Source organism: Cyanobium sp. A1C-AMD (assembly GCF_024346495.1).
Lineage (GTDB): Bacteria > Cyanobacteriota > Cyanobacteriia > PCC-6307 > Cyanobiaceae > Cyanobium_A > Cyanobium_A usitatum.
Window position 1 is genome coordinate 1 of sequence record NZ_JAGQDB010000030.1, and the last position, 25,204, is coordinate 25,204.

Sequence of the window (25,204 nt, forward strand, 5' to 3'; positions counted from 1 at the left end):
GGCACTTGGCGCTGCAGCTCGCGCACCAAGAAGCCGCCATGGAGATCCCCCGACGCCTCACCTGCCACAAACAAAACTCGCCGCCGTCCCAGATCAGCCATGGAAGCGAACACCCGACAGAGCACAAAGATGCTGATCGAGCCAATTCAGTAAGGGCGCCAGGCTGGCACTATCCACCTGAAGCGGCACCAAGCTCACGGCCTGGCGAAAACGGTGAGGCAAGCGTTGACCGTCCTTGACGGTGGTGACCAACCTTGCGCCATTGGCATGGGCCAAATCCAATAAATGCTTCAAGTCTGATTCAGCATAAAGGTGGTGATCCGGGAAGGATTCCGTTGCCACCAGCTGGAGTCCGCAGGCCCGCAGAGCTGAAAAAAACTTCTCCGGCAAGCCGATACCGCAGAAGGCCACCAAGCGCTCCTGCTGGAGCTGGGGCGGCGGCACCAAACAGAAGCGCACGGCAAACCGTGGCTTGTGGCTCGGCCAACCCACGGAAATAGGCGGCAACGGCTCAACAGGCTCTGCACCGGTGAACACCAGCCCATCGGCCCGGGCCAATTGATCCAGGGGCTCGCGTAGCGGGCCCGCCGGAAACACCAGCCGGTTTCCCAGTCCGTGCTTTCGATCCAGCAAGGACAGGTCCAAATCACGGCCCAAACGCCAGTGCTGCAAGCCATCGTCCAGCAAGATCACAGTGGCCCCAGCCGCCACTGCCAACGCCGCACTCCGGCAGCGGTTCGAGCCCACCCACACCCCACCTGCCCCAAGGCTTTGGGCGTACTCCAGGGCCTCATCCCCCACCTCCGCGCAGGAGCTGGTCGCAGAAACCAGGCACGGGTTTCGGCGCCGGGCGCCGTAGCCTCGCAGCAACACCGCCACCCGCCAGCCGCGCTCCTCAAGGCCCTGGGCCAAGGCAATCCCCAGAGGGGTCTTGCCCGTCCCCCCCAGGGTGAGGTTGCCGATCGAGAGCACCGGCACCGAACAAGACCAAGGGCGAGTACCGCGCCGGTGCAAAGTCACGGCGCAGCCATAAAGCCAGCCCAGTGGCCAGAGCAGCCAGGCCTGCCAGCCACGGCGGCGCTGATACCAAAAACGCGGCGTAGTTAATGGCATTTGATCATTGGCATCTCATAAGTTGCACTGCTTGAGCAGCAGTGAAGCAAGCAGCTGGGAGGGGCCGCGCAAGCGCAGGCCCTCCCCATGCCGCTGCGGCAATGGCTGAACCAGCAGGGGCAGGGCAGCCGCCAGAGCTGCTGCCACATCGGCGCACTGCTGGAGGCAGCCAGCCGCCAGCAACGGCTCCAGCAGGTCAGAAAAGTTGGCCATATCGGGGCCGCAGAGCACGGGACGCCCCAGGGCCACGGGCTCCAGGGGGTTCTGGCCACCAAGGGCCCGGCCCTGCGGATAAAAACTACCCCCCATCACCACCACGGCCGCTGCGCTGATCCAGGTGCCCATCTCGCCAATTACATCAGCCACAAGTACATCGGGGTCAGGAGCCAAGTCTCCGCCAGCCAGGTCACTCCAGAGCGCCGCCGACAGGCCCAGCTCCCGCGCCTGTGCAAGCACCTCCTGGGCCCGCTGGGGATGGCGCGGTGCCAACAGCAGTGCAAATGGGCGCTGCGTCAGCTTGTTTTCCACCCAGGCTTCAAGCCATTGCCGCTCTTCACTGGCATGGCTGCTGGCCAGCAGCAGCACCGACCTACCGGCAAAAACCTGCTGCAATAGCTCAAGATGAACGCCATTGACCGGCGGCGGATCGGCATCGAGCTTGGTGGAGCCCAGGGCGCTCACATCGCGGGCCCCCAGACGCCGAAAACGCTCGGCATCGGCCTGGGACTGGGCGAGGCATACCTCCACCCGCGCCAGCAACCAGCCGGCATAAACAGGGAACCGCCGATGCCGCAGGTAGGAGCGTTGACTCATGCGGGCATTGATCAAGTGCAGATGGGGCATCGCCTGCACCAGCTCAGGCCAGAGCTCCGCCTCCGCCAAAACCCCCAGACAGGGCCGCCAAAAGCAGCGAAAGGGCAACAGGGCCAGCCAATGATCTATCGGCACGAATTGGTGAATCGCAGCAGGCGGCAATACCCGGCCAGCCAGGGCGGCGGAGGTGCGTGTCACCGTTGTCACCAGCAGCACTGGCGCTCCAACACCCTGATCCAGCGCTCGCAACACGGGCAAGAGGCTGTTGAGTTCGCCCACACTGGCGGCGTGAAACCACAGCAGCGGACCAGCTGGGCGGCGGCGGCTGGGCCAGCCCAGGCGCTCCCCCAGCCTGCGGGGATCCTCCTTGGCTTGGGCCAGGCGCACCAGCAACAAGATCAGCCAGAACGGGGTCAGGCCAAGGGAGAGCAGTCGATAGAGCCCCAGCAGCAACCAGGCCTTAGCTCGCTTCACGGGCACTCACCAGCCAGGTCTGCCCCATGGCGCAATCGCTCCGCCAGCAGCTCCTGGCGATCCACCAAGCTGTTGTGCAGCCATAGCGGCTCGCCCAGCTGCACTACCACTCGCGACAGGGGCAAGGGCAACACCGACCGGTCCCAGGAGCGCAAGCGATAGCTGCGGGAGCAGGAAACAGAAACCGGCACAATCGGGCAGCCCGATTGCTGGGCAAGATGAATTACCCCACTTTTGACCAACTCAGCCGGACCCTTTGGCCCATCTGGGGTGATGCAAACAGGCTGGCATTGCTGCAGAGCCCGGCGCAGGAAGTGATAGGCCTGCAGGCCACCACGGGTGGAGGAACCCTCCACCACCTCCAAACCGCGTAAGCGCACTGCCACGGCAACGATCTGGGCATCCCGATGGCTACTGAGCAGCACAGCCACCCGGCGCCGATCAAAGCGACGCAATAGGGGGATAAAAAAAGCGTGGCGATGCCAGAGGGCATAAATCACTGCGGCTCCCTGTTCCTGAACCAACCGATAGGTGTCGGGATGGGCCTGAATGCGGATCCGCGAGGTACGCACAAACAGCTCCCCGTAGCAATTGAGCGCAGCGCCGGCAAGGCTGGCCAGCAGTCGGTTATTGAGCAGGGTTCGTTTTTTCACCAAAACGGCCCATCAAAAAACCCTACAGACCTGCCGAAAACGGCAATTCTGCAGGGAATCAAGAATCAGATCGGAAGCCAAATCAGGCGGAACCAACGCCCACGTATGAGCCGTAGAAAAACAGCCCAACAACAAAAATTACTGCCATGCCGCCGGCCGTTGCGACCAGCCAAAGGGGCAAAACCCCTTCGGTCCAGCGAGAGCGCCAAGCAACTGCAGGACGACCATCCGGCAGACGATCTGGAATCCGGCCATCAGGCAGGTTGGACTTCTTGCCGCTCATCGGGAGCTCTCCGGGTTACGTGAAGAGGGGTCAGTTAAAGAAATAGCTTGAAAAAAGGATGCCGATCGTGAAAACGAACAACAGGCCCAGAAACAAGCTGGTGCGGTTTAGTTCAACCGGCAAATTATTGGGATTAGGAGAGCGTTGCATGGCTGACGAGCGATTACCGACTCAGCGGCGAACAAATTGCATAGCCGCAAGACATCCCAGGAAAAAGACCGTGGGAACGCCGAGGGCATGAACCGACAGCCACCGAACCGTGAAGATCGGATAGTTGCGGGGAGTGGTGGAAACAGGTGCTTGGGTCATGGCTTATTGCAAGCGCTGGTCAAGTTGGGTCTTGCCCTCGTAACGCCGGCTCACCACTGGAGCTTTGCTCTCCTGAGCCTGAAAATAGGCGTCAGGGCGAGGGGTTCCAAAGGCGTCATAGGCCAAGCCCGTAGAAACGAACATGAAGCCGGCCAAAAAGATGGCGGGCAGAGTAACCGCATGGATTACCCAGTAACGAATGCTCGTGATGATCTCGAAGAACGGGCGTTCTCCAGTTGAGCCGGCAGCCATAGCGACAAGCGTTCAGCTCGTTGATCTTAAGGGTGAGGCGGGGGAGGACGGGGCCGGAGCGGCCCCTTGGTTACAGAAGTTGGCGGCCGCAGCAGCTGGACGGAGCGGGATCAGCCCACCCAGCGCAGCAGGGATCCCCGTTCACCAAGCACGAAGCCCTTGCCGTCTGACTTAAAGCTGATGCGGGTGAAGTTGGAGGGCTGCTGGGCGCCCACCGGATCTTTCTGCCAGCTTTTGCCACCATCGCTGGACATCAACAAGGTGCCGCTGCCGCCGCCTGTCCAGATCGAGCCATCAGGGGCCCAGGCCATGTCGAGATAACCGAAGCCATTCGTGATCGGCACCACCGCCTTGCCCCACTCCTCAACGTTGCTGGCATCTGGGTTGAAGCGGATCTGGGCTCCACGGGCCAACATCCAGAGGGAGCCGTCGGGCTGGAAGCCCATCGACTGGAGCCGCTGGCTGCTCATCCGTTGGTGGGGCTGCCAGGTGCCATCCCCTGGCTTCCAAGTGGAGAAGAAGTTGCCCAGGCCGCTGACGCTTACATAACGACCATCGCCAAAGCGGCGCAGCTCCCGCACGGCCCCGGCAGCGTCATCCACATCGGCTTGCCAATTGGTGCCGCCATCACGGGTTTGGTAGATCGCTCCCACATTGGTGGCCAGCTCGGCCTGATTTGGCCCGAGAGCCGTGATCAAGTAAGGCTCACCTGGCAGCTTGGTATCTAGGAAAAGACGACTCCAGTTTTGGCCGCCGTCCGTGGTGTGCAGCAACAAACCAGGCTGGCCGGCAATCCAGCCCTCATCGCCGCGGAAATCAAGGCTGATCAAACGGAAGTTTTCCTCTTCCGGCAGATCGAGGGCCCGCTCAGCCCAGCTGGCACCGCCATCGTTGGTTTCCAGTATCAACCTGTTGCTACCCACCAGGAAGCCGTGGCGGTCATCGGTAAATGCCACATCCAGGGGATTGGCCTTTGTGGCCAAAGGCACGGCTTGCCAGGGGCTTGCGGCTGCCACAGGCAACCCGGTGGTGACACAGCCGGAGAGGCCAAAGCCCAGCCAAGCAACGAGCAGCAAGCTCACTAGGGGCCGCATTAGGGCCTGAAGCTTGCGGAACAGGGGAAGACTGGTCATCAGCGCAGGGAGTAGAGGGAGAGGAAGAAGGCAAAAGCCAAAGCGAAGCCCCCGAAGATCAAGACATTCTTCTGGCCTGGGGTGAGCTTGTTGACGCCCAACCCGAAGTTGAGGTTTTCCTCGAAGCCGCTGGGCTTGTTGCGGGGCCCGATGTCCTTAAAGGCCCCCACCCGACTGCGGCAGACGGGGCAGCGGAAGCCGATCGGATCAAGCTGGCTAAAGGGCGTGCCGGGGGCTATGGCCAGCTTGCGCACCCCCTCATCCGGGTCGTAGACGAAACCGCAGCTGCGGCATTCAAATCGGTGCGTATCTGGATCCTCCACAGGATCAACTGACGGATCAACTGACAGCGCCTCTTCCGCTTGGGGGCCTGGCTCGGCCTCCACAACCTCCCTGGATTCGGTAACTCCGCTGGCTTCGGGCTGGGGCCCAGGCACTTGATCAGAACTCATCCCTGGGCCTCAGGTGGTCCAGCCACTTTATCGGTGCCACCCCAGGGCCCGGGCACAGATGCCAGACTGAACGGCAGGTTGGTATGGCTCGAATGTTCGTGCTCTCCGGCTACGACGCTTTTGTTGGCTTCCTGCTGATTTCAGCGGCGGTGCCAGTGCTGGCGTTGCTGGCCAACAAATTGCTGTCACCCCAGAGCCGCAAAGGCGAGCGCGAGCTCACCTACGAATCGGGCATGGAGCCGATTGGCGGCGCCTGGATTCAATTCAATATCCGCTACTACATGTTTGCCTTGGTCTTCGTCATCTTTGACGTGGAGACCGTCTTTCTTTACCCCTGGGCCGTGGCATTTCACCGCCTTGGCCTGCTGGCCTTTATCGAAGCCCTTATTTTCATCGCCATCCTGGTAGTGGCCCTTGCATACGCCTGGCGCAAAGGCGCCCTTGAGTGGAGCTGAACCCATGACCAACACACCCTCAATAGAAGCTTTAAAGGATCTGCGGGCGGCTAGCTGCAACCCGGTTGGCACGCCAACGATCACCTCGGATCTCTCCGAAAATGTCATCCTCACCACCCTGGATGACATTCACAACTGGGCGCGCCTCTCGAGTCTCTGGCCCCTGCTTTACGGCACCGCTTGCTGCTTCATCGAATTTGCCGCCCTGATTGGCTCCCGCTTCGATTTCGACCGCTTTGGTCTAGTGCCCCGCTCCAGTCCACGCCAGGCCGACCTGCTGATCGTGGCCGGCACCGTGACCATGAAAATGGCCCCTGCCCTGGTGCGTCTCTATGAGCAGATGCCTGAGCCGAAATATGTGATCGCCATGGGCGCTTGCACCATTACCGGCGGCATGTTTTCCGCCGATTCCACCACCGCCGTGCGGGGCGTGGACAAGTTGATACCCGTAGATCTCTACCTGCCCGGCTGCCCTCCTCGCCCGGAAGCAATCTTTGATGCGGTGATCAAACTGCGTAAAAAAGTTGGCAACGAAGCCTTGGTCGAGCGCGGCAATTTGCAGCAATCGCACCGCTATTGCACGGTCTCTCACCAGATGAAAGCGGTGGCCCCGATCGTGAATGGCCAATACTTAGCGGCCGAAACCCAAAGACAGGCCCTAGCCGCCGCCAGCTCCCTTCCCATGCCCGCACCAGCTGCGGCCATCCCTGCACCAGTCGAAGCCTGAGCACCTCCTCCACGCCTGCCATGCCTGACGCAATCCAAACCAACGCCGGCGACAACTCCAGCAGCACGGCGCTTGAAACCCCAGCTCCCGGCGCGGTTGGCAGCTGGCTTTCCAGCCAGGGTTTTGATCATCTTGCGCTTGGCTGCGACCATCTCGGCATCGAAATGATCGGCGTGGAAGCAGTGTTTCTGCCCGTAATAGCTACGGCCCTCAAAAGCCAAGGTTTCGATTACCTGCAATGCCAAGGGGGCTACGACGAAGGGGCAGGTGGCCGGTTGGTGAGCTTCTACCACCTGGTCAAGCTTGCAGCCCTTTCAGATCGCTGTACTGCTGGAGTGATGCCCCCAGGGGAAGCCCCTGAAGAAGTGCGCATCAAGGTATTTCTGGAGCGCGACGGCGATCTCACCATTCCCACTCTTTATGGCCTTTTCCGCGGTGCCGACTGGCAGGAGCGGGAAACCTTCGACATGTACGGCATTCAGTTTGCTGGCCACCCCCATCCCAAGAGGCTGTTGATGCCGGAAGACTGGAAAGGCTTTCCGATGCGCAAGGACTACGTGCAGCCCGATTTCTACGAAATGCAGGACGCCTACTAGGACGCGGAGCCGCTGCCACGCTGGTGATTACGGTAAAAACGCATCACCGCTATGGCGACGCTGCGGGGATCATGGCGCAACGTGGCCGTAGGCCTAGCTCCTTGGAGCGGTGCCAACATCACTTCGTAGCCCTGGCGGCGCAGCTGGCGCGTATCACAGGCCACCGGCTCGGCTCCCTGGTGCCGGTAATGGTCAATCAAGGCGGAATCGCCCAGATCCTCCTGGGCGAGCACGGCGGTGAATAGTCGCTCCTCCACCCCGAGGCTGGCCAATTGGGCCTCAAGGGCCCGCAAATGTCCCTCTACATCGAGCCCATCGGTTTCGCCCGGCTGGGTCATCAGGTTGCAGATGTAAAGGCGCGGTGCCTTGCTGCGACGGATGGCCTGCACCAGCTCGGGTACGAGCAGGTTGGGCAGCAATGAGGTGTAAAGGCTGCCCGGGCCAAGCACGATCAAATCGGCATTTGCGATGGCCTCCAGGGCTCGGGGTAGGGCCGGAGGTCGCTCTGGCGTGCAGCCCAGCCGCACGATTGGGCTGGAGGCGTGGCCAATCTTCGACTCGCCTTCGATCCGTTCGCCGTTCTCAAGCTCAGCCCACAAACGCACGTCAGCGTTGGTGGCGGGCACCACCTGCCCCTGCACCGCCAACACCCTGCTGCTGGCGGTGATGGCCGATTCGAGATTGCCAGTGATCGCCGTGAGGGCTGAAAGGAATAAGTTGCCGAAGCTGTGGCCCTCCAGACCGCTGCCGGCCTTGAAGCGGTATTGGAACAACCGGGTCAGCAGGGGTTCCTCCCGAGCCAGGGCCGCCAGGCAGTTGCGGATGTCGCCGGGTGGTTGCACGCCCAGCTCCCGCCGCAGCACCCCGCTGCTGCCGCCGTCATCAGCAACCGTAACGATGGCCGTGAGATTGCTGCTGTAGCGCTTTAGTCCACTGAGCAGGGTGGAAAGGCCGGTGCCGCCGCCAATGGCGACGATGCTTGGGCCGCGGTTGAGGCGCCCCTGAGCCAGCAGGGCATCCACTAACAATGTGTCCTTTTCCGGGGCCAAAGCCTGCTGAATGGAACCGAAACTGCGGCTCTGGCCCAGCCAGATCAGCACAGCTCCAACCAGCAACACCAACGGCCCCGTGAACTTGCGAGGCAACACCCCGGTGACCTGAGCCAGCAGCCATTGAATACTGGAGAGCATCCAGTAGATCGGCTGCAAATCGGCCCAAACCGCGGCGCCGAGCAGGGCCACCAATAAGCCCAACCCGGAGGTGAGCACCCAGCGCTTCACCACCAGACCTGGCTGCAACCAGCGGGCCGCTCGCCGGGAGCGACTCATCAGGTCCTTGCGGCGCAGATCTCCGCGGCCCAGCCAACCCGGTTTCGGCAGCGGTCGGCGGGAGCGCCGCAATCGAGAAACCGGAGCGGAGGAGCGCAAAGGGCGGGGGAGGACGCTGCCTCAATTGGCTGAACTTTAAGGAGTGCCATCGGCACCGCAAACAGCCAGGATGGAAACTTCTTCATAGGCTCCCTCTGGCTTCCTCAGCACCACCGCTGGCCGCAATGGAGAACCTCAGCGTGCGCTGGGGCAGCCGCTGCATCCTTAACCAGGTAAATCTGCAGATCGCCGCCGGCGAGCGCCTAGTGGTGGTTGGGCCTTCCGGAGCGGGCAAGTCAACCATCCTGCGTCTGCTGGCAGGACTGCAGCTGCCCAGCAGCGGCAGCTTGAGTCTCCATGGCATCCCTCAGACCTATTTGCGCCTAGATCAGCGTCAGCCTCAGGACGTACGACTGGTGTTTCAGAACCCGGCACTACTTGGCTCCTTAACCGTGCGTGAAAACGTCGGCTTCCTGCTCTATCGCCATGGCCGGCTAGCTGAACGAGAGATACGAGAGCGAGTGGGCGCAGCACTGCATGCGGTGGGGCTGCAAGGCATCGAGGAGCAAATGCCTGCGGAGCTCAGCGGCGGCATGCAGAAGCGGGTCAGCTTTGCCCGGGCCCTAATCGACGACCCGGCCAAGCCAAATGAACAGATGCCCCTGCTGCTGTTCGACGAACCCACGGCCGGCCTGGATCCGATTGCTTGTACCCGAATCGAAGATCTAATCGTGCGCACCACGGAAGTAGCTCGGGCCACCTCTGTGGTGGTGAGCCATGTGCACAGCACCATCGAACGCTCTGCGGAACGGGTTGTGCTGCTGTACGACGGCCAATTCCGCTGGAGCGGCACGGTTGAGGAATACCGCAGCTGCGGCGATCCCTACGTGGCGCAGTTCAGGAGCGGTAGTCTGCGCGGACCGATGCAACCTGCGGAGCTCTGAATCCATGCGCCGCAGCATCCGCGAAGCCGTTGTCGGCTTCTCCCTGTTAGCCGCTATCAGCAGTGCCGTAGGTCTCTCCTTCTGGTTGCGCGGCATCTCCCTAAGCAGGCAAAACTGGAGTGTCAAAGCCAGCTTCGCCGAAGCATCTGGCCTGGCAGAGCGCTCGCCTGTGACCTACAGAGGAGTTTTAGTTGGCAGCGTGCGGCGCGTAACCGTGACACCCGAGGCGGTGGTTGCTGAGCTGGAAATTAACCATGGCGACCTAAATCTGGCGCGGCCTACCAGGGCGGAAATTGGCGAAGCCTCCTTACTTGGGGGCGAAGCCGAAGTTGCCCTGATCAGCAGCGGCCCGCCCTTGCCGCCAGGCTCTGCCAACCCACGCTCCAAGTCCTGCAATTCGACCGTAGCCATCTGCAATGGCGCCAACATCGAGGGACTTCAGGGGCCAAGTCTCACCAGCGTGACCACGCTGATGCACAAAATGCTGGTTGAAACAGACCAGATGAAGCTGCTCAACAAGGTCTCAACCGCCGCCAGCAGCTTCGATCGCACCGCCAAGGACACTTCCAACTTCATGAAGGAAGGCCAGTCCCTGGCCAAGGAGCTCGAATCGACGGTGAAAGCGGCCCAGCCCACGATCACCAATCTCAACAGCAGCAGTGACCACCTGCGCCGGATTATCGCCGCCCTAGACAATCCCCAGACCCTGAAGGAGCTGAAGGCCACCGTCAGCAATGCCGAGCAGCTCACCGCCAAATGGAATTCAGTTGGGGGCGATGTGACCAAACTCACCGACGATCCCCGCTTCATGGACGGCATCCGCAGCGTGGCCGTTGGCTTGGGCAAATTCTTCGATGAGCTGTACCCGGCCCAGACCGACGTCGCCCGGGACAAGGCCGCCCGAGAGAAGGCCACGCAGACAAAGCCCTAAATCCCGTTGATCGCCTCCATGGCGATGGCAGCGATGGCCTGATCGCTGGCCTTGGGTAGTTGCACGTACTTGCCGCCGGCCGCCTCAGCCAGGTCCTTGCCCATGCCGCTGCCGATGAACTTGCGCTCGGTGTCGATCACCAGCAGCTTGATACCTAGGGCCCGATACTTGCTGGCCACCTGCTTCACCTCCTCCTTGAGGTCCACCGGCTCCTCGCCCTCCAGCTGGGGTTGACCCAGGGAGCGACTGAGGGGCACGTTGCCGCGGCCATCGGTGATCGCTACCACCACCACCTGGCCCAGATCGCCCGTGGCCAAAGCGTTGGCCCCCACCCGGGCGGCCTGGGAGAGCCCGTGGGCAAGGGGTGAGCCGCCTCCGCAGGGCATCGCCTCCAGACGCCGGCGCGCAGCGGTGATCGAGCGGGTGGGGGGCAGCAGCACCTCGGCCTGCTCGCCGCGGAAGGGAATCAGGGCCACTTCGTCGCGATTTTCGTAGGCCTCGGTGAGCAAGCGAATCACGGCCCCCTTAGCGCTCTGCATGCGATTGAGAGCCATCGAGCCGCTGGCATCCACCAGGAAGATCACCAGGGCACCGGCCTTGCGCTGCAGCTGTTTGGCGCGCAGGTCACCGTCTTCCACGATCACCTTGCGATGGGGCTGCCGCTCACGGCGAGATTTCTGATAAGGGGCGGCCGCCCGCAGGGTGGCATCGACAGCGATGCGCTTCACCGGGCCGCGGGGCAGCATCGGCTTCACATAGCGGCCTCGAGAATCGCTGAACACCACCGCCCTGCTGCCACTGCCGCCGCTCTTGGCCTTGGCCGAGGCGAACAGCAACAGATCCGGATCTATGGCGATGGCCTCCGGATCCAGCAAAAATTCCTCAGGCACTTGGGGCGGCGCCTGATCTTCGGGGCTGTCGTCTTGGGATTCGTCTTCTTCAGATTCGCCGTCTTCAGGTTCGTCTTCTTTGGGACTTTCGTCTTCTTGACCGTCTTTGTCTTGCTCGGGCTCCTGCTGGTTGTCTGGCTGGTCGGGATCCTCCGGCGGCTGCTCCCCCTGGGGCGGTGTTGTCTCTCCCTGGGGCGGAGGTGGGGGTTCAAGAGGCTGGTCGGGATCGGGGGGCGGCATTTGCAGGGCACGAGGTGCAATCACCAGGCGCACTGCTACTTGAAGATCGTCGGCCTCGACTCGATCGCGGCCGCTGAGGGCTGCATGGGCCCGGGCCACCCGCACGGCATAGAGCTCGCTGCGATGGCCCTCGACCCCACCCCGCAAAGCCTCATTCACCAGATAAACGATCTGCTCGCGGGCAATCTGCACATCCGGTAGCCACTGCCGCGCCAGCAGCAGCTGGGTGGCCAGGGCATCGGTTTCCTCCTGCCAGCGTGCACCGAAGTCGGTGCTGGATTCGGCCTGATCCATCGCCGAGCGGGTGATTTCCACCCGCTGCTCAAGCTCCAGCACCTGATTGGCACTTAGGCAGATGGCGAAGCGATCGAGCAGGTGATCGCGCACCGGCCCCTCCTCAGGATTGAAGGTGGCGATCAGCAAACAGCGACAAGGATGGCTAAGGCTGAGGCCCTCCCGCTCGATCCGGTTTTCGCCGCTGCCCACCGCCGCCAACAACAGGTTGGTGACGTTGTCGTCAAGCAGGTTGAGCTCGTCAACGTAGAGCACACCCCGATGGGCTTCAGCCAGCAGCCCTGGCTGAAAAACAGCCTGGCCACTGGTCAGCGAAGCCGTCACATCGACCGAGCCCACCAGCCTGTCTTCGGTGATGCCCAACGGCACCTGCACGAAGGGCGCCGGCACCACTGCGGTTGGCAACAGGGCGCTGGTATCCGCTCCCGTGGGATCGGCACCCAATTCGGTAAGCCGAATGCAGGTTGCCTCGTCCCAGTCATCGGGCCTCTGGGGATCGATGTTGAGGGCCTGGCCGCCCACATCGAGCACGTCGATCGGCGGCAGCAGGGCATGCAGACCGCGAGCCAACACCGACTTGCCAGTGCCACGACCACCGGCGATCACCACCCCGCCCAGGCCTGGATCGACCGCGGCCAGCAGCAGAGCCAACTTGAGGGTGCCGTGGCCAGTGATGGCGGCGAGGGGAAAGGCCCTACTGGCAACTCCGCTTGCAACCATGGGAGGGCTAAGACCCGATTCACGTGCCAGCCAGTCTCGCTGATCAGCCCAGAGGCAGTGAAGCGGCAACCCTGGCCATCGCCCTAGGCGCCAACCTGCCCAGCCGCTGCGGTGGCCCGATCGCCACCCTGATCGCCGTGCGGCCCCTGCTCGAAGCCAGCCTGCGCCAGTGGGGCCAGGGCCTCAGCTCGGGGCCTACCGGCTTCCGCTGGTCTCCCCTGTTTGAGACCGAACCCGTAGGCGGCCCCCCAGGCCAGCCGCCTTATATCAATGCGGTCCTAGTGGTGGACGGCCTGGTGGCAGGGCTGGGAGCTGACGGGGCAAGGGCAGCAGCCGCTGAGGATCTACTGGAGCAATTGCAAGCGCTGGAGCATGACTTCGGCCGGGAGCGTCAGGCGCGCTGGGCCCCCCGCAGCATCGACCTCGACCTGCTCTGGTGGGGGGATCTGAGCTGCCACACCCCCCGCCTCCAGTTGCCCCACCCGCTTTGGCGGCAGCGAGACTTTGTGCTGGCGCCGCTAGCTGCCCTGGCAGGCCTGGCCCCAGAACCTGGCTGCGCGGTGATAGCGCTAGCAGGCAGACCCGGCTGGCCCGAGCAGCTGGGGTAGCCCTGCGCGATGCTGGCCCCACCGACTCGCGACACGCCCAGCCATGGCGCCCCTCCCCGCTCCTGAGCCCTCGCGTCACCTGGAAACCACCGCGGTGCTCGATGCCCGCAAGATCCGCTTTGAGGTCAACCGCGTCGAGCTGCCGATGGGCGTGGTGGGCACTTTTGGCTTGATCCGCCACCCCGGCGCCTCCCTGGCGGTGCCGGTGCTCGAGGACGGCCGGGTGGTGGTGCTGCGCCAGTACCGCTTCGCTGTGGCCACCCGGCTGCTGGAATTTCCGGCCGGCACCCTCGATGAGGGCGAAGATCCCCTCAGCACCATGCAGCGGGAGCTGCAGGAGGAGGCCGGCTACAGCGCCAGCCGCTGGGATCCCCTGGGGGCGATGCTGCCCTGCCCGGGCTACTCGGATGAGGTGATTCACCTGTTCCTGGCCCGCGAGCTCAGCCCCCTGGCCGAGCCACCCGCCGGCGACGACGACGAAGACCTGGAGGTGCTGCTGATGGAGCCCGGCGAACTGGATGCGGCCCTGGCCAGCGGCGACGAATACCTCGACGGCAAAAGCGTCACCGCCTGGCTGCGGGCCAAGCAACTGCTGGGGATCTAATGGCTCCGGAGCGCTGGCTGTTTTGGCATCGCCGCGATCTGCGCCTGGCCGACAACCGGGGCCTGGCGACCGCGGCCGCCGCCACCCCTGCCGTGACCGGGGTGTTCGTGCTGGATCCCACCATCCTCTCGGATCCCAACATGGCCCCAGCACGGCTGTGGTTTCTTTCTGAGAGCCTGCGGGAGCTGCAGCAGGCCTGGCAGCAGGCCGGCAGCAGGCTGGTGGTATTGCGTGGTGATCCAGCCGAGCTGCTGCCCCGCCTGGCCGCTGGCCTGGGCGCCGCGGTGGTGGCCTGGAACAAGGATGTGGAGCCCTTCGGCCGCGAGCGCGACCGGCGGGTGGCGCGGGCGCTGCAGGCGGAGGGGCGCAAGGTGCTGGCCGACTGGGACCAGCTCCTGGTGGCGCCGGAAGCCCTCAAAACCGGCGCCGGCGATCCCTACCGGGTGTATGGCCCCTACTGGCGCAGCTGGCGCCGACGGGTGGAGGAGGCCAGCGCCCTGGGTTCGGCCGCCTCGGGTGGCCTGGATCCCCTGCCGGCTCCGAGCGCCCTGATTGATTGCGAGTCCGCCCAGCTCAGCGGGCTGCCACTGGTGAGCCCCGAGCTGGAGCACGGATTTGAAGGTGCTGAGCTCTGCCCCTGCCGTCCTGGCGAAAAAGCGGCCCAAGGGCAGCTGGCAGCCTTCTGCGATGGCGATGGCCGCTCCATTGCGCTGCTTGGCTACGAACCGGGACGCAACATCCCCGGCGAAGCGGGCACCTCAGGGCTCAGCGCCGCCCTCAAGTTCGGCACGCTCAGCCCCCGCCAGGCCTGGGCCGCCGCCCAGCAGGCCCGGCCGCTGACCCGCAGCGAGGAGGAGCTGCACTCAATCCAGGTGTGGGAGCAGGAGCTGGCCTGGCGCGAGTTTTACCAGCAGGCACTTTTTCACTTTCCCGAGCTGGCCGAAGGGCCCTACCGGCCCCAGTGGCGCGCCTTCCCCTGGGACAACGACAGCGGCTGGTTTGAAGCTTGGCGCGAGGGCCTCACTGGCATGCCAATCATCGACGCCGCTATGCGCCAGCTAAATGAGAGCGGCTGGATGCACAACCGCTGCCGCATGATCGTGGCCTCCTTCCTGGTGAAGGACCTGATCTGCGACTGGCGCTGGGGCGAGGCGGCCTTCATGGCGCGCCTGGTGGATGGCGATCTGGCCGCCAACAACGGCGGCTGGCAGTGGAGCGCCAGCAGCGGCATGGACCCCAAACCGCTGCGCATCTTCAACCCGGCCACCCAGGCAGGCAAGTTTGATCCCGAGGGCACCTATATCCGCACCTGGCTGCCGGAGCTGCGGCACGTGGCCACCCGCGACCTGATCAGTGGGGAGATTGCCCCGCTGGAGCGCCGCGGCTACCCGGCCCCGTTGGTGAACCACAAAATTCAGCAGGCCCGCTTCAAAGCGCTTTACGCCACGATCAAGGGCTGAGCCAATACAGCGCGCAGCACCTCGATCACCCGCTGCTGCTGCTCGCCGCTGAGCTCCGGAAAGATCGGCAGGCTCAGCACCTCGGTGCAGAGACGCTCTGTCACCGGTAGGGATCCGGGCCCGTAGCCCAGTTCCGCGTAGGCCGGCTGGCGGTGGATTGGGATTGGGTAATAGATGATCGTGCTGACGCCGGCCTCCTGAAGCTGCTGCTTGAGCCAGTCGCGGCAGCAGGCCTGCGGCAAGCCGAAAGCAGCGCTGTCGGCGGAGGGGGTGCAGCTGAACTCACCGCCGCAGGCCATGACGCCGGCGGAGCAGGCCGGCACCCGCAGCACGAACTGGTTCCAGCTATGGCCCTCGGGACCGACCTCGGGCAGGCAAACGCCGGACAGGGCTGCCAGGTGCTCGTGGTATTTGCTAGCGATGGCGCCACGGTGATTCACCCAGCGCGGCAGGTGGGGCAGCTTGACATTCAGGACTGTCGCCTGGATGGCGTCAAGGCGGCTGTTGTAGCCAAGGGCGGTGTGCAGATAGCGGCGGGGCATGCCATGCACCGCCAGCTCCCGGATGACCTGGGCCAGCTCGGCATCGCGGCAGGTGATCGCCCCTCCATCGCCAACAGCGCCAAGATTCTTGGTGGGGAAGAAACTGAAACAGCCCACATCTCCCCAGCTGCCCACGGGCCGGCCCGCCCAGCTGGCACCGCTGGCCTGGGCACAATCCTCGACCACCTTGAGGCCATGGCGTTCAGCGATGGCACACACCCGCTCCATGTCCACGGGCCGCCCGAACAGGTGCACAGGCAGCAGGGCCCGGGTAGCCGGCGTGATCGCCGCTTCCAGCTGATCGAGATCGATCAGGTAGCTGCTCTCCTCCACATCCACAAACACCGGCGTGGCGCCCACGGCGCTGATCGCTTCGGCGGTGGCGAAAAAGCTGAAGGAAGCAGTGATCACCTCATCGCCAGGACCGATGCCCAAACCCCGCAGGGCCAGGATCAGGGCATCGGTGCCGCTGTTGCAGCCGATGGCGTGGGGCACGCCACAGGCCGTGGCGAAGTCGGTTTCAAAGCGGGAAATCGTGGCGCCGCCGATGTACTGACCACTGCGCAAAACCTCGAGCACAGCCTGATCCAGAGCTGCGCCCAGCTCCTGAATCTGCTCGCTGAGGCTGAACGGGGGCACTTGCATGGCAAGCAACTTACGTCGCCCACCACGCCATATCGGGGCCAGGATGCCACTTAATCTTGCAGCAGGTATCCGGCCTGTGCCCCCGATTGTGACTCCATTCCGGAGACGTCCTGCCCTCGCCACCGCCCTCGCCATTGGCCTGAGCACCGCTTTCGGCGCCGGGCTACTCAGCGCCTGCGTGCCGGCCCACCGCCACCCCACCTGGGCGATCTATCCGCTGCAGAGGCGGATGGCCCACGACGGCCTAGCAGTGGTGAGTCAGCCCGATGGCTACGGCCTGCACATCTGGATCGACACCGATACCCGCCAGAGCGGCCGCTGCCAACCCCGCTGGAGCGCCGATGCGGCCCGGCTGTTCAACGGCAACGGCACGGCCCCGTTCAGCTCGGGCCTGGCGCCGCGCCAGGAATTCTTCCAAGCCGTCGCCCGCCAGGACGTGCGCCGGGCCCTGCGCCAGCAGAGCCAGGCCCTCTGTCAGCAACAGTCCCCCCGCAGCAGCTTCAGCTGGGTAGAGCCCCCCCGCAACGCCGCCGAAATCAAGCCGGAGCCCTACCCGCTGCTGGAGGAAGCCGACCTGCTCAGCGATCCCAACGCCGTGCTGGAGCAGGAGGAGAGGCTGCTGAACCCCGCCCCCACAGCACCGGCTCAGCCCGGCGCCAGTAGCGACTGAAGCGGCGCAGATCCAGCGGTTCCGGCAGCACCACAAAGGGTTCAGGCTCCAGCACCTGCAGCGGTAACTGGGCGGCAATCTGCTCCCGCAACAGCCCAAAGCGCGGATCCACCGCAGCGCTGGTGACCACGCCATCAGCCCCATGGCGGCGAGCGAAGCTCAGTACCTCCAGGGCCACGTCGCCGTGGCGCAGGGTCACCGGCAGCTCCAGCAGACACTCGTAGAGAAAGCCCAGCCGCTTGAGGCTGAGGCGCTGGGTCTCGATGAGCTCCCGGTCGAACACAAATAGCGCCGGCGCCCCCGGATGGGCCACCAGGGCGGGATTGGCGGGCCCCAGGGCCTCGCCATGGATCCAGAGCACGGGCTTCAGCACGGGCTGGCTCCTGGGAACAGGTCCGCCTGCAACTGCTCGTAGCTGGCCTCAAACGGGCAGGTGCCCTCCGAAGCGGCGGCGCAAGCAGAGCAGTAGCGGCCGGAGCTGAAACGCTCCAGGTTTTCCCGGTTAAACATGTAGGGCTTGCTGCTGAAGCTGGAGGCCACCCACTGCCAGCTGAGGTTGTTGCTGGCCGGATCGCCATCGAGCAGATGCTGCAGAAACCAGCGGGCACCCGCCTGCCACTGGATCCGCCGCCAGTGCACCACGTAGGCCGCCAGCCACATGCGGGCGTGGTTGTGCAGCCAGCCGGTGTGGATCAGTTCACTGGCGAAGCCATCCATGCAGGCCAGGCCGGTGCGGGCCTCGAGCAGATCGTCCGGCAGCGCGGCGGCGTAGCGCTCGGGGGGATGGCCGGTCTTGAGTGGCTCCTGGTCGCGCCAGATGCCATCGCCGAGCTGGCGCCAGAGCCGCTGCCAGTAGTCGCGCCAGCCCAGCTCATTGATTAATTTTTGAGCCGCTACCGGCGGCTGACCCGCAGCGGCCAGCCAGGCAAACACCTCCTCACGCACCTCCACCAGGCTGAGCACTCCATGGCGGATGTAGGGCGAGAGCCTCGTCACCGCCCCATTGAGATGGTTGCGGCTGGGGCCATAGGCGGCCGGATCGATGGCGGCTAGCGCCGCTTCGGCAGCCCGGCGCCCGCCCTGAATGGGACTCAACCCACCTGGGGCCTGGGGAAACAGCTGGCGCAGGGTCGCCTCCATCCCATCGCGATTGGCGAACTGGCGGGGCAGATCGCCGGGTGGGAGAGAATCGCCCGATCGCATCGTTCCGGCTCCTGGCCACTGCTCCCATGCTCCTCGATCTGCGCGGCAAAAAGGCCCTGGTTACCGGCATCGCCAATAACAAGTCGATCGCCTGGGGCATCGCCCAGCAGCTGCATGCCGCTGGGGCTGAGCTGGGAGTGACCTATCTGCCCGATGAGAAGGGCCGCTTCGAGGGCAAGGTGCGCGAGCTCACCGCGCCACTGGCACCCAGCCTGTTCGAGCCCCTAAACGTGCAGGACCCCGCCCAAATCGAAGCCGTGTTTGCGCGGGTGAAGGAGCAATGGGGCTCGATCGACGTGCTGGTGCACTGCCTGGCCTTCGCCGGCAAGGAGGAGCTGATCGGCGACTATTCCGCCATCAGCCCCGAGGGCTTCGGCCGGGCCCTGGAGGTGAGCGCCTACTCCCTGGCGCCCCTGTGCCGCTTCGCCAAACCCCTGTTCAACCCCGGCGGCAGCGTGATCACGCTGAGCTACCTGGGGGCTGAGCGGGCCATCCCTAATTACAACGTGATGGGCGTGGCCAAGGCAGCCCTGGAGGCCTCGGTGCGCTATTTGGCGGCTGAGCTTGGCCCCGAGAAGCAGGTGCGCGTCAACGCCATCAGCGCCGGACCGATCCGCACCCTGGCCAGCAGCGCCATCGGCGGCATCCTCGACATGATCCACAACGTGGAGGCCAAAGCGCCCCTGCAACGCACCGTCACCCAGGAGGAAGTGGGCAGCACCGCCGCCTTCCTGGCCAGCCCCCTGGCCTCCGGCATCACCGGCCAGGTGATCTATGTGGACGCCGGCTACTGCATCACGGGGATGTGAGCGGCACACTGAGCCAAGAGCCCAAGCAGGCCCAGGAGGGCAACCCCATGCGTACCGGCACCATCCACCGCGTCACCGGCGAAACCGACGTGAGCGTAACGCTGGGGCTCGATGGCAGCGGCCGCTGCACGGTGAACACCGGCGTGCCCTTCCTTGACCACATGCTCCACCAGATCAGTAGCCACGGCCTGATCGACCTGGAGATCAAAGCGCTGGGGGACACCCATATCGACGATCACCACACCAACGAAGACGTGGGCATTGCCGTGGGCCAGGCCCTGGCCCTGGCCCTGGGCGAGCGGCGCGGCATCCACCGCTTCGGTCACTTCGTGGCGCCGCTGGATGAGGCCCTGGTGCAGGTGGTCCTCGACTGCAGCGGCAGGCCCCACCTCAGCTACGGGCTAACGATCCCGGCCCAGAAGATTGGCAGCTACGACACCGAGCTGGTCAAGGAGTTCTTCGTGGCGGTGGCCAACAACGCTGGCCTCACCCTGCACATCCGCCAGCTGGAAGGGGTGAATTCCCACCACATCGTGGAGGCCTGCTTCAAGGCGTTCGCCCGGGCACTGCGCCAGGCGACGGAGCTCGATCCGCGCCGGGCGGGTGCGGTACCGAGCAGCAAGGGTGTGCTGGCTTAGGCCTGATCAGGCTCCCGCGACCACAAAAACAGCCCCAGCCGCTCGGCGTCCGCCATCGTCTGCTCAGCATCTAGCAGCAGGGCGCTGCGGGCTTCCCAGGCGATACCTGCCAGCCCCGCCGCCGCGGCCTTGGCCACGGTGGTGGGGCCGATGCCGGGGAGGTCCATGCGCCGGTCCTGGTTGAGCTTGGGGGCCTTGTAGAGCACCCCGGTGCGTCCCGTCTCCGACCGATCGGTGCGGGTGGTCGCCACCCACTCGAGCATGGCGTCGGTGCCGGGCAGGGCTTCGGTGGCCAGGCACAGCCCCTTGGCCACCACCGCTCCCTGGCCCACGTCCACCTGAGAGATGGCCTCCACGATGTAGGCGGCGCGCTCCACATCGGCCCTGTCCAGATCGCTGGGCACCGTGCTGGCATACAGGCCCGGCTCTGGCAGCAGATTTGGCGCCACATCTTCGATGCCCACCACCTTCAGGCCGTGCTCCTCAATGATCTGGGCCAGGGCCCGCAGGGAGGCGTCATCGCCATTGCGCAGCGACGCCAGGATGCGGGGAGCGGCCATCAAGGTGGAGCCCTCAAAGCGCAGCAGGTTGAGCGAGCGCGGCCGCACAAACTTGCCCACCATCACGATCTGCTGAATGCCTCGCTGCTGCAGCGACTTGATGAAGGCGATCGAGCGCTCGAAGAAAAACTCCTCAGCCGCCGGCACTTCCACCTCCAGACCGTGGGGGTAGCAGGCGATATGGGTCCGCCCCGCACGGCTGAGAGCCTCCGAGAGCATCCGAGGCAACACGCCCTCACCAGCAATGATCGCGACGGTCGGATCACCCATCAGGGCCGGGCTTGCTTCACATACGGGGCTACGCCCAGTCAAAGGCCCAACACCCGGGAGTGGACTGCTCTGGTGGACAGGTCCTGTGGCGTCATGGCCTCGGCAGGCCCGCTGCGAGGGCCACGAGGAGGGCTTCAGGAGTGAGCCGCTGATCGGCCTGCTCGCCGCCATCGACCCGCAGATTCTTGAGCCCCACCACCCCGTCTAGCGCCTCCTGCTCGCCGATTACCGCCGCCCAACGGGCCCCGGAGCGGTCGGCCCGCTTGAACTGCTTACCGAAGGCCGCGCCACTGGCATCCCTCTCCACAGCCAGTCCAGCCTGGCGGCAGCGCCGTGCCAGGGCCAGGGCCAGCGCTGCCGCGGCCTCGCCACGGCTAACCACATAGAGATCGAGGGCTGGGGCGGCAGCCACCGAAGCTTCACTCTGGCTGAGCAGCAACACCAGCCGTTCCATCCCGAGGGCCCAGCCGATCGCCGGCGTGGCCGGCCCGCCCAGCTGCTGCACCAGGCCGTCGTAGCGGCCACCACCACACACCGTGGCCTGCGCCCCCAGCTGGCTGCTGGTGATCTCAAAGGCGGTGTGGCTGTAGTAATCGAGGCCCCGCACCAGTCGGGGGTTGAGCACAAAGGGAATGTCCAGGGCTGTGAGGGCCTGCTGCACCGCCGCAAAGCGGGCCTGGCTCGCGTCGCTGAGAGCGGACGCCAGGCTGGGGGCCTCCGCCAGCAGGGCCTGGGTATCGGGGTTCTTGGAATCGAGCACCCGCAGGGGGTTGCTGTGGATGCGGGCCTGGGAATCGGCATCGAGCTGGTCGCGCCGCTGCTCCAGCCAGGCCACCAGCAGCTGGCGGTAGCGGGCCCGGTCTTCGCTGCTGCCGAGGGAATTGAGCTGCAGCTCCAGCCCGCCCACCCCCAGCTCGGCCAGCAGATCCCAGGCCACGGCAATGGCCTCCACGTCACTGCAGGCATCGGCAAAACCGAGCAGCTCGAGCCCGATCTGGTGGAACTGACGCAGCCGGCCCGCCTGGGGGCGCTCGTAGCGGAACATCGGCCCGCCGTACCAGAGGCGCTGGGGGCCCTGGCTCAGCAGGCCGTGCTGGATCGCCGCCCGCACTACCGACGCCGTGCCCTCCGGCCGCAGGGTGCAGCTGCGCTCACCCCGGTCGAGAAAGGTGTACATCTCTTTGCCCACCACGTCGGTGGCCTCGCCGATGCCGCGGGCAAACAGCTCGGTGACCTCCAGCAGGGGGGTGCGGATCTCAGTAATGGCACTGCGGCGGAAGTGCTCGCGGGCCGTAGCTTCCACGTGCTGCCACAGGCGAATCTGCTCTGGCAGCAGATCGGCCATGCCACGCAGGCTCTGCAGCGATGCCAAACCGAAAGCAGCAAGTGGGGTGAGTCTGCCTGCCGGCGCTCAGGCGTAGCTGGCTTGATACCAACGGGCGAAGCGTTCAACCCCCACCTCGATCGAGGTGGAGGGACTGAAACCCACCCAGGCCTCGAGCAAGCTCGTATCGGCGGCGGTGGCCTCCACATCGCCGGGCTGCATCGGTTGCAGGTCGCGGATCGCCTGCCGACCTAAGGCCCGCTCGAGCAGATCAATGAAATACAGCAGCTCGACCGGCTGGCTGTTGCCGATATTGAACAAGCGATGCGGGGCCCAGCTGGTGGCAGGGTCTGGCGCCGCGGAGTCAAACCTGGGATCGGCGCTGGCCGGCTTATCGGCGCAGGCGATCACCCCGGTCACGATGTCGTCGATGTAGGTGAAATCGCGGCGCATGCGGCCCTGGTTGAACACCCGGATCGGCTCCCCCGCCAGGATCGCCTTGGCAAACAACATCGGCGCCATGTCGGGCCGGCCCCAGGGGCCGTACACGGTGAAAAAGCGCAGCCCCGTAGCCGGCAGCCCATAAAGGTGGCTGTAGGTGTGGGCCATCAATTCATTGGCTTTCTTAGTGGCCGCGTACAGGCTCACCGGATGGTTCACGGACTGATGTTCAGTGAACGGCAGGTTGGTGTTGCCGCCATACACCGAGCTACTGGAGGCGTACACCAGATGCACAACGCCGTGGTGGCGGCAGCCTTCGAGGATTGCGCCAAACCCCACCAGGTTGCTCTGCAAGTAAGCACCAGGATTTTCCAGGGAGTAACGCACCCCGGCCTGGGCGGCCAAGTGAATCACCAGTCGGGGTCGTTCGCGGGCGAAGATATCCGCGATGGCAGATCCATCCTCCAGCTCGAGACGCTGAAAGCTCCAGGACTCCCTGGGGGCAGAGGCCTCGATCCGGCTCAGCCGGGCCTGCTTCAAGGCAGGGTCGTAGTAACTGTTGAGGTTATCGATCCCCACCACCCGTTCACCCCGGGCCAAAAGCCGCTCACACACCGCCGCACCGATAAAGCCGGCCGCACCGGTCACCAGCACGGGGCGACTCATGGATCCAACATCTCCCGGAAGTAGGCGATCGTGGGCTCCAGCCCCTGCTCCAGCGCCACCGTCGGCTGCCAGCCCAGCTCCTGTTGCGCCAGCTCGATAACCGGTTGCCGTTGCAGGGGATCATCCGCCGGCAGCGGTTCACAGGTGAGCGGCAAGTCGGGGTTGATGCGCGCACGCACCAGCTCGGCCAGCTGGCGGATCGTGAATTCACCGGGGTTGCCGATGTTGATCGGGCCGGTGTGGCTGCCGTTCATCAGCCGGATCAGGCCCTCCACCAGATCATCCACATAGCAAAAGCTGCGCGTCTGGCTGCCATCGCCATAAAGGGTGAGCGGCTGGCCTTTAAGGGCCTGCACGATGAAGTTGCTCACCACCCGGCCGTCATCGGGCAGCATCCTTGGCCCATAGGTGTTGAAGATCCGCGCCACCCGGATCTCCACCCCATGCATGCGCCGGTAGTCGAAGCACAGCGTTTCAGCGATCCGCTTGCCCTCGTCGTAGCAGCTGCGGATGCCGATCGTGTTCACACAGCCCCGGTAGCTCTCGGGCTGGGGGTGCACCTCCGGATCGCCATACACCTCGCTAGTGCTGGCCAGCAGCAGCCGCGCCCCCACCCGCCGCGCCAAGCCCAGCATGTTGTAGGTGCCCAGGAAGCTGGTTTTGGCGGTTTTGATCGGGTTGTGCTGGTAGTGCACCGGTGAGGCCGGGCAGGCCAGGTGCCAGATCCGGTCCACCTCCAGGCGGATCGGATCGGTGACGTCGTGACGGATCAGCTCAAAGCGCGGGTGGCCAATCCACTGGGCCACATTCGCCTTACGGCCAGTGAAAAAGTTGTCGAGGCAGATCACCTCCTCGCCAGCTTCCATCAGCCGGTCCACCAGGTGCGAGCCCACAAAACCGGCGCCGCCGGTGATCAGGTTGCGGGGGAGGGAAGCGGGCATGGCTCAGCCCTCCCCCACGGTCCACACCTGCAGCCCCGCGGCACGGGCTAAGGCGCCGTCGGCCTTAGCGCGAGCATCAAACAGCCAGGCCGGCTGGCGCATCACCGCCGCCACCTGCGGCCAGTCGATCACAGCAAACTGCTGCCATTCGGTAAGCAGCAGCAGGGCATCGGCGCCGCTGGCCGCCTGCTGCACCTCCGGCACATGCTGCCAGCTGCCATCTCCGTCGCCCTTGCCAGCGCCGGGCGATTGACCCAGATCCTGAGCTATCTGGCTGTCGCTCACCTTGGGATCGACGATCTGCAGCACCGCTCCCTCCTCCAGCAGGTCCCGGCAGATACGGATCGCCGGTGATTCCCGCGTGTCATTGGTATCAGCTTTAAAAGCAAAACCCAGCACGGCGATCCGCTTGCCGCTCACCGTTCCAAAAAGCCTGCTTATCACCAGCCGGGCTATGCGCTGCTGCTGCCAGTGGTTCAACGTCACCACCTGCTCCCAGTAGGCCGCCACCTCCTCCAGCCCGTAGTGGCGGCACAGGTACACCAAATTCAAGATGTCCTTCTGAAAGCAGCTGCCGCCAAAACCCGGACCAGCCTGCAGAAACTTCTCGCCAATGCGGCTGTCGGCGCCAATCGCCCGGGCCACCTCGCGCACGTTGGCGCCAGTGGCCTCACAAAACGCCGCAATGCTGTTGATCGAGCTGATCCGCTGCGCCAAAAAGGCATTAGCCGTGAGCTTGGAGAGCTCGCTGCTCCAGAGGTTGGTGCGCAGGATCTTCTGGGGCGCCACCCACTGGCCGTAAATCGCCGCCAGGGCCTCGATCGCCTCGGGGTCCTGGCCGCCGATCAGCACCCGATCTGGCTTCTCCAGATCGGCAATAGCTGTGCCCTCCGCCAGAAACTCCGGATTGGAGAGCACCGAAAAGCTCTTGGCCGGCTGGGTTTCGCTTACGCCAATACCTTCAGATGCGGAGAGGATTTGCTGAATCACCTCAGCGGTGCGCACCGGCAGCGTGCTCTTCTCCACCACGATCGTGTGACCCCGGGCGGCTTTTGCCACCGTGCGGGCACTCGCCTCCACCCACTTCAGATCGCTGGCCTGGCCGGCACCCAGACCTTTGGTTTTGGTGGGGGTGTTCACCGAGATAAACACCAGATCCGCAATAGCGATTGCCTCC

General features: G+C 64.7%; 30 protein-coding genes. 11 read left to right on the forward strand and 19 right to left on the reverse strand.

The window, feature by feature from the left end; translation table 11 throughout:
• Positions 1–93: 93 nt before the first annotated feature.
• The 9 genes from lpxK to KBY74_RS06840 form a co-directional block, all read right to left on the reverse strand.
• Positions 94–1,113, reverse strand: coding sequence for a tetraacyldisaccharide 4'-kinase (gene lpxK, locus KBY74_RS06800; RefSeq protein ID WP_254942041.1), 1,020 nt, complete (start codon positions 1,111–1,113; stop codon positions 94–96).
• A 15-nt stretch (positions 1,114–1,128) separates the two neighbouring features.
• A complete protein-coding gene (locus KBY74_RS06805; RefSeq protein ID WP_254942042.1) occupies positions 1,129–2,400 on the reverse strand; it encodes a glycosyltransferase N-terminal domain-containing protein in 1,272 nt (423 codons plus the stop codon).
• Positions 2,397–3,053 (reverse strand): lysophospholipid acyltransferase family protein, encoded by a 657-nt coding sequence (locus KBY74_RS06810; protein ID WP_254942062.1) that lies wholly within the window; start codon positions 3,051–3,053, stop codon positions 2,397–2,399. Before KBY74_RS06810 ends, KBY74_RS06805 begins: the two co-directional genes overlap by 4 nt.
• 82 nt (positions 3,054–3,135) lie before the next feature.
• Positions 3,136–3,336, reverse strand: coding sequence for a photosystem II reaction center protein J (locus tag KBY74_RS06815; protein WP_094559112.1), 201 nt, complete (start codon positions 3,334–3,336; stop codon positions 3,136–3,138).
• A 30-nt stretch (positions 3,337–3,366) separates the two neighbouring features.
• Complete coding sequence (locus KBY74_RS06820; protein WP_094559111.1) at positions 3,367–3,486, reverse strand: photosystem II reaction center protein L; 120 nt, start codon at positions 3,484–3,486, stop codon at positions 3,367–3,369.
• Positions 3,487–3,507: 21 nt separating this feature from the next.
• Positions 3,508–3,645 (reverse strand): cytochrome b559 subunit beta, encoded by a 138-nt coding sequence (gene psbF, locus KBY74_RS06825; protein WP_106632249.1) that lies wholly within the window; start codon positions 3,643–3,645, stop codon positions 3,508–3,510.
• A 3-nt stretch (positions 3,646–3,648) separates the two neighbouring features.
• Positions 3,649–3,897 carry a cytochrome b559 subunit alpha gene (psbE, locus tag KBY74_RS06830; protein ID WP_106632248.1) on the reverse strand — a complete coding sequence of 83 codons (249 nt, stop codon included), beginning with the start codon at positions 3,895–3,897 and terminating at the stop codon, positions 3,649–3,651.
• 110 nt (positions 3,898–4,007) lie between these two features.
• Complete coding sequence (locus tag KBY74_RS06835) at positions 4,008–5,030, reverse strand: photosynthesis system II assembly factor Ycf48 (RefSeq protein WP_254942043.1); 1,023 nt, start codon at positions 5,028–5,030, stop codon at positions 4,008–4,010.
• Positions 5,030–5,482: a rubredoxin gene (locus tag KBY74_RS06840; protein WP_254942044.1), complete on the reverse strand. Its 453-nt coding sequence runs from the start codon at positions 5,480–5,482 to the stop codon at positions 5,030–5,032. Before KBY74_RS06840 ends, KBY74_RS06835 begins: the two co-directional genes overlap by 1 nt.
• A 92-nt stretch (positions 5,483–5,574) precedes the next feature.
• Here KBY74_RS06840 and ndhC point away from each other — a divergent pair, with 92 nt between their 5' ends.
• Genes ndhC through KBY74_RS06855 form a run of 3 tightly spaced genes read left to right on the forward strand, consistent with a single transcriptional unit; the run spans position 5,575 to position 7,260 of the window.
• The gene (gene ndhC, locus KBY74_RS06845; protein WP_106632246.1) at positions 5,575–5,937 is read left to right on the forward strand and encodes a photosynthetic/respiratory NAD(P)H-quinone oxidoreductase subunit C; all 363 of its coding nucleotides are present in this window, start codon (positions 5,575–5,577) and stop codon (positions 5,935–5,937) included.
• Between the two features lie 4 nt (positions 5,938–5,941).
• Positions 5,942–6,664, forward strand: a complete 723-nt coding sequence (locus KBY74_RS06850) for an NADH dehydrogenase subunit K (protein ID WP_106632245.1) — start codon at positions 5,942–5,944, stop codon at positions 6,662–6,664.
• 20 nt (positions 6,665–6,684) lie between these two features.
• Positions 6,685–7,260 carry an NAD(P)H-quinone oxidoreductase subunit J gene (locus tag KBY74_RS06855; protein ID WP_254942045.1) on the forward strand — a complete coding sequence of 192 codons (576 nt, stop codon included), beginning with the start codon at positions 6,685–6,687 and terminating at the stop codon, positions 7,258–7,260.
• Here KBY74_RS06855 and yvcK read toward each other — a convergent pair.
• A complete protein-coding gene (yvcK, locus tag KBY74_RS06860; protein WP_254942063.1) occupies positions 7,257–8,588 on the reverse strand; it encodes a gluconeogenesis factor YvcK family protein in 1,332 nt (443 codons plus the stop codon). The two genes, KBY74_RS06855 and yvcK, sit on opposite strands and share 4 nt — an antisense overlap.
• Positions 8,589–8,812: 224 nt before the next feature.
• On the opposite strand from yvcK, the gene KBY74_RS06865 reads away from it, so the two are divergent.
• Entirely contained in the window at positions 8,813–9,571 is a 759-nt protein-coding gene (locus KBY74_RS06865; RefSeq protein ID WP_254942046.1) for an ABC transporter ATP-binding protein, read from the forward strand.
• Between the two features lie 4 nt (positions 9,572–9,575).
• The gene (locus KBY74_RS06870; RefSeq protein WP_254942047.1) at positions 9,576–10,502 is read left to right on the forward strand and encodes an MlaD family protein; all 927 of its coding nucleotides are present in this window, start codon (positions 9,576–9,578) and stop codon (positions 10,500–10,502) included.
• On the opposite strand, the gene bchD is transcribed toward KBY74_RS06870, so the two are convergent.
• On the reverse strand, positions 10,499–12,646 hold the full coding sequence (gene bchD, locus KBY74_RS06875; RefSeq protein WP_254942048.1) for a magnesium chelatase ATPase subunit D: 2,148 nt from the start codon (positions 12,644–12,646) through the stop codon (positions 10,499–10,501). The genes KBY74_RS06870 and bchD overlap by 4 nt on opposite strands.
• 23 nt (positions 12,647–12,669) lie before the next feature.
• Between bchD and folK the strand changes: the two genes are divergently transcribed.
• Genes folK through KBY74_RS06890 form a run of 3 tightly spaced genes read left to right on the forward strand, consistent with a single transcriptional unit; the run spans position 12,670 to position 15,318 of the window.
• On the forward strand, positions 12,670–13,254 hold the full coding sequence (gene folK / locus KBY74_RS06880; protein WP_254942049.1) for a 2-amino-4-hydroxy-6-hydroxymethyldihydropteridine diphosphokinase: 585 nt from the start codon (positions 12,670–12,672) through the stop codon (positions 13,252–13,254).
• Positions 13,255–13,297: 43 nt separating this feature from the next.
• Complete coding sequence (locus KBY74_RS06885; RefSeq protein ID WP_254942050.1) at positions 13,298–13,858, forward strand: NUDIX domain-containing protein; 561 nt, start codon at positions 13,298–13,300, stop codon at positions 13,856–13,858.
• Positions 13,858–15,318, forward strand: coding sequence for an FAD-binding domain-containing protein (locus tag KBY74_RS06890; protein ID WP_254942051.1), 1,461 nt, complete (start codon positions 13,858–13,860; stop codon positions 15,316–15,318). The genes KBY74_RS06885 and KBY74_RS06890 overlap by 1 nt, the downstream gene beginning before the upstream one ends.
• On the opposite strand, the gene KBY74_RS06895 is transcribed toward KBY74_RS06890, so the two are convergent.
• A complete protein-coding gene (locus KBY74_RS06895; RefSeq protein WP_254942052.1) occupies positions 15,297–16,505 on the reverse strand; it encodes a DegT/DnrJ/EryC1/StrS aminotransferase family protein in 1,209 nt (402 codons plus the stop codon). The two genes, KBY74_RS06890 and KBY74_RS06895, sit on opposite strands and share 22 nt — an antisense overlap.
• A gap of 76 nt (positions 16,506–16,581) precedes the next feature.
• Here KBY74_RS06895 and KBY74_RS06900 point away from each other — a divergent pair, with 76 nt between their 5' ends.
• A complete protein-coding gene (locus KBY74_RS06900) occupies positions 16,582–17,175 on the forward strand; it encodes a hypothetical protein (protein WP_315859042.1) in 594 nt (197 codons plus the stop codon).
• Here the strand turns inward: KBY74_RS06900 and KBY74_RS06905 are convergent.
• A complete protein-coding gene (locus KBY74_RS06905; RefSeq protein ID WP_254942053.1) occupies positions 17,084–17,548 on the reverse strand; it encodes a hypothetical protein in 465 nt (154 codons plus the stop codon). The two genes, KBY74_RS06900 and KBY74_RS06905, sit on opposite strands and share 92 nt — an antisense overlap.
• Positions 17,542–18,378, reverse strand: coding sequence for an FAD-binding domain-containing protein (locus tag KBY74_RS06910; protein WP_254942054.1), 837 nt, complete (start codon positions 18,376–18,378; stop codon positions 17,542–17,544). Before KBY74_RS06910 ends, KBY74_RS06905 begins: the two co-directional genes overlap by 7 nt.
• A gap of 26 nt (positions 18,379–18,404) precedes the next feature.
• Between KBY74_RS06910 and fabI the strand changes: the two genes are divergently transcribed.
• Together fabI and hisB are read left to right on the forward strand one after the other, a co-directional pair.
• Positions 18,405–19,187 (forward strand): enoyl-ACP reductase FabI, encoded by a 783-nt coding sequence (gene fabI, locus KBY74_RS06915; protein ID WP_254942055.1) that lies wholly within the window; start codon positions 18,405–18,407, stop codon positions 19,185–19,187.
• A gap of 47 nt (positions 19,188–19,234) precedes the next feature.
• Entirely contained in the window at positions 19,235–19,825 is a 591-nt protein-coding gene (gene hisB, locus KBY74_RS06920) for an imidazoleglycerol-phosphate dehydratase HisB (RefSeq protein ID WP_254942056.1), read from the forward strand.
• On the opposite strand, the gene KBY74_RS06925 is transcribed toward hisB, so the two are convergent.
• The 5 genes from KBY74_RS06925 to KBY74_RS06945 form a co-directional block, all read right to left on the reverse strand.
• Positions 19,822–20,655 (reverse strand): LpxI family protein, encoded by an 834-nt coding sequence (locus tag KBY74_RS06925; protein WP_254942057.1) that lies wholly within the window; start codon positions 20,653–20,655, stop codon positions 19,822–19,824. The two genes, hisB and KBY74_RS06925, sit on opposite strands and share 4 nt — an antisense overlap.
• 91 nt (positions 20,656–20,746) lie before the next feature.
• Positions 20,747–22,027 carry a histidine--tRNA ligase gene (gene hisS, locus KBY74_RS06930; RefSeq protein ID WP_254942058.1) on the reverse strand — a complete coding sequence of 427 codons (1,281 nt, stop codon included), beginning with the start codon at positions 22,025–22,027 and terminating at the stop codon, positions 20,747–20,749.
• Between the two features lie 39 nt (positions 22,028–22,066).
• Positions 22,067–23,086 carry an NAD-dependent epimerase gene (locus KBY74_RS06935; protein WP_254942059.1) on the reverse strand — a complete coding sequence of 340 codons (1,020 nt, stop codon included), beginning with the start codon at positions 23,084–23,086 and terminating at the stop codon, positions 22,067–22,069.
• The gene (locus KBY74_RS06940; RefSeq protein ID WP_254942060.1) at positions 23,083–24,027 is read right to left on the reverse strand and encodes a UDP-glucuronic acid decarboxylase family protein; all 945 of its coding nucleotides are present in this window, start codon (positions 24,025–24,027) and stop codon (positions 23,083–23,085) included. The genes KBY74_RS06935 and KBY74_RS06940 overlap by 4 nt, the downstream gene beginning before the upstream one ends.
• A 3-nt stretch (positions 24,028–24,030) precedes the next feature.
• Positions 24,031–25,204, reverse strand: a 1,174-nt coding sequence (locus KBY74_RS06945) for a nucleotide sugar dehydrogenase (RefSeq protein ID WP_254942061.1), incomplete at its 5' end; no start/stop codon positions are given.